Here is a 3,880-nt window from a genome sequence, read left to right on the forward strand (position 1 = left end):
AGAACTACTTGGTCGCTCATTTGCGACTTCCTTATGTTAACATCTTCGTTAGTTAATGTCAACTAAGTTTTTCATTTTGTTTGCCGCGTTCTGCGTTATTGCATCGGCGACTTGTCCTATATTACACCTCTAACCTGCAATCGTCAACACCTTTTTATAAAGATATTCAATTTAATATTTTTATGCTCTTTTAACTAGATACGCCTCTCCAAGGATTCATTACGGAAAAGCTACCTTCTGCTTCTATTTAATCTATTCTTCCAAAATATATTCAAGTTAATTTAAACCCTAGACTTAATTTGTACAGAAGTTTTTACCCAACGAAACTAACAATCTTATTTTACTAAATATTAATACCTCTTTGTTTATCACGCACTCTATTAGAAACGATTGAAGATATACGCATTCTTATAACAGACAACGATATAGAAATCCATAATAAACCCATATACTACTCTAGTTATAGAGTCCCGAGTTCTCCTTATATGAAGTAATAGTTGCTTATTTGTTTACTCGTAAATATACAGAAACATACTAATATATTTACTAACTATCCCTATCTTACTGAAATATCAACCTTATATCTATTTCATCTTTAGCATCATCCATTTCCATACATCTATATCCTCTTAATAAACATTTAAGATATGCCCAAGGTTCGAATTGATTAATAGTATTTCCTTTTTAAACACATATACTAGATTAAAAATACGTACCTCAATTGATCAAGTGCACCGAACACACACAGATAGAACACTCGTTCCTTTCATTACTTCACTTTTTATATAACATTAAATGATATTTATCCTATACCTATCTTTACGTTTTACCGCTAAAAGAGCGAATCATTTCACTAACAAAGCATTTAGTTTTATTGTTTCTAGTATATATATCCCCCTTTTGAAATACATATAGAATCATAAATTCCTTTGTTTCTATCTAAAACCCTAAGAATACACAAACATAAAAAAAAAAAAACAATTCTACAACAAGGTATACGACGGCTGCACAATTATAAATCATAATCCTCTCAATACCTACAGGGGTGCTGTCCGCCTTTAACGCAAATATATACTAAAAAAATTTCAATATAAAATGGGCCGGAATTTCTACTCTAAGAAAACCCGGCTCTTATTTTTAGGCAACAACCAAAATCATTTTTACATTCAGCATTAAATGTCTATTCAATATTCCCTACTCTGTTGTACTGAAGATGAATGTATCATATCTATCACTGCATGATATAAATTTTCCGGATATTCAGCTATCCGATGGCATAAATACAAGTACCACTCTTTCCCATAAGTCAAATACACGCTAGCATTATGTCCTTTGTTTTTGAAATCACTTAACATATCCGGACGAATTCCATATAGCATTTCTATTTCTACATTAGATTGACTAAAATATTGACGTTTCTCCATTTCTTTAATAAGAATTTCATCATGTGTAGCTATAGATACAGGATGATTGTTTTCAACTAGTTGTTCTACAATCTGAAGATACTGTTGATTTAAGTCAGTTGACCTAGGCATAGCAATATCCGAAACTTCTTGATAGGCACCTTTTACAACTCGTATTTTCCCTGGATAATGTAGGAGTTCTTGAATATCATTGTTTGAGCGATATAAATGCGCCTGGATCGTTATCCCTACATTAGGATATTGCTCAGTTGCTTTTTTATAGATGGCAAGAATGTCTGCTGCTTTAGATGATTCTTCCATACTTATCATCAGGGTAGTCCCATGTACTTTTGCCTTCTCTGCCAACTCCATTAAATGAATATAAGATATTTCTGGATCTATAGATAATCCAATATGCGATAAATCGAGTGATACTGTTTGTTTCATAGATAGAGCACCCATATCCCCAATAAGATTCCAAAACTCATTTTTCACTTTATAACATTCCTCTATATCTAGAGTATTTTCCCCTATGTATTCTAGTGAAGTATGATAACCTTTTGCAATTAGTTCTTTTGCTGTCACAATCCCCTCACGTCTCGTTTCTCCGGTGACAAAGCGTTTTGCCGCTTGCAATAATAACGCATAGAGTTCAGTGGATTGTTGTACATAGGATTTTATATGTTCATTTCGTGCAATCGATTTAAATGCCTGAGCCACTTGGAATTCTGGTTTCGTCATCACATTTTCATCCCCTTTAGAACTATTTGGTCCAACTATAACATGCTAAAATGGTTCATATTAGTACCATTTTAACTAAACTTTTATGGTACCAATTTTGATGAAGGGAGCATTTATATGCTTTGGATACCTATTGATCGATCGTTAGATATAAGCTTAATTCGACAGGTTTATCACCAAATACGTGAACGAATATTAAACGGAGAGCTACAATCTGGAGAAAAACTACCATCAACACGGGAATTATCTTCTGAGTTAAGCGTGTCTAGGAATGTAATTTTAGAAGCTTATGATCAATTATTTTCCGAAGGTTTTTTGGTCGCTCGACAGGGCGCCGGGACATTCATTGCAGAAGGGACTTATTTAGAACAACGTAAAAAATCAACTCCAATTGATTCTTTATCTTCGTGCGAAGAAATAAACAAAGATAGTAACATCATTAATTTTCGTTCAGGGATACCAGCATTAGACTTATTTCCACGTAAGGGATGGGCAAAGTTATCTCATACGATATGGAATGAAACACCTCCTTCTACGTTTGGATACGATATTCCCGAAGGACGTCCCGAATTAAGAAAGGTTTTATCACGCTATTTACTAAAAACAAGAGGAGTTTTTTGTCATCCAGAACAATTGATAATTACCTCCGGTGCAACGCAAGCTTTAACACTTGTTTCTAAGTTACTTTTGTCGACAGGCGACGAAGTACTAATAGAAGATCCCATCACCAATGACATTCAAACAATTTTTAAAAATTCAGGAGCCTTCCTTTATCCTATACCAGCTGATGATAATGGGATGGATACATCTTTGCTACCTGCAAATAAAAACCCAAAATTCATCTTCACTACTCCTTCTCATCAGTTTCCTTTAGGAGGAGCGTTACCAATTCAACGACGGGTTCAATTGATTAACTACCCAAGAAAAACAAACTGTTATCTCATTGAAGATGATTATGACAGTGAGTTTCGATATGAAGGCTCACCTGTAAGTTCATTACAGGGATTGGATCCCGAGCGAGTTATTTATATAGGTTCATTTAGTAAAATTTTATCACCGGCCCTTAGAATGGGATACTTAGTTCTTCCCTCACACCTTATTGAAAAATGTCGCAGGGTAAAATGGTTTTCAGATTTACATACATCTTCTTTAAATCAGCTTGTCCTTGCTAAATTTATTGCCGAAGATTATTTGGAACGGCATATTATGAAGATGAAAAAAATCTATAAAAATCGAAGAGACTTCCTTATCCAGCAATTAAAGTTAGCATTCTCAAATAAGATCAATATTTTCGGTTATTCTACAGGATTACACCTGATTGTCGAATTCAATCAAGTTCAATTTACCAAAGAATTACTTGAGAAAATCCAACAACTTGGGGTTAAAGTATATCCCGTGGAAGACCACGCCATTGAAAAAGGAAAACATCATAATCGAATTATTATGGGGTATGGACATTTAACAACTGAAGAAATAAAAGAAGGGGTGAGCAGGCTACAGAGGGCAATACCTTGTATATATTCTTGTTAATACATAGACTTTAAAACTCAAAATTAAAGAGTCTAACAAACTTGTCTATATTTTTCTGAAGGTATGCTATTTAGATGTAAAATCATAATAAAATAAAGCTGTTTCTTGCTAGATAAACGTACTCATAGAGCCTACATTAATTACAAGCTTATTTCATTAAACACAAAAAAGACGAGTCATTCTGACTCGTCTTAAGGTTGCTTGGC

At 33.8% G+C, this 3,880-nt stretch carries 2 protein-coding genes; one reads left to right on the forward strand and one right to left on the reverse strand.

The features are described from left to right. Window positions 1-1,184: 1,184 nt before the first annotated feature. Complete coding sequence (locus tag BAU27_RS00170; RefSeq protein WP_071769798.1) at window positions 1,185-2,144, reverse strand: proline dehydrogenase family protein; 960 nt, start codon at window positions 2,142-2,144, stop codon at window positions 1,185-1,187. A gap of 117 nt (window positions 2,145-2,261) precedes the next feature. Here BAU27_RS00170 and pdxR point away from each other — a divergent pair, with 117 nt between their 5' ends. Continuing rightward, complete coding sequence (gene pdxR, locus BAU27_RS00175; RefSeq protein WP_071769799.1) at window positions 2,262-3,674, forward strand: MocR-like pyridoxine biosynthesis transcription factor PdxR; 1,413 nt, start codon at window positions 2,262-2,264, stop codon at window positions 3,672-3,674. The last annotated feature ends 206 nt before the right edge of the window (window positions 3,675-3,880 follow it).

The sequence above is a fragment of the Bacillus sp. NH11B genome, from assembly GCF_001884205.1.
Taxonomy (GTDB): domain Bacteria; phylum Bacillota; class Bacilli; order Bacillales; family Bacillaceae_G; genus Bacillus_A; species Bacillus_A proteolyticus.

Coding starts and splice junctions, on each gene's coding strand:
- pdxR (WP_071769799.1), top strand. CDS start 2,262: ATGCTTTGGATACCTATTGATCGATCGTTAGATATAAGCTTAATTCGA.
- BAU27_RS00170 (WP_071769798.1), bottom strand. CDS start 2,144: ATGACGAAACCAGAATTCCAAGTGGCTCAGGCATTTAAATCGATTGCA.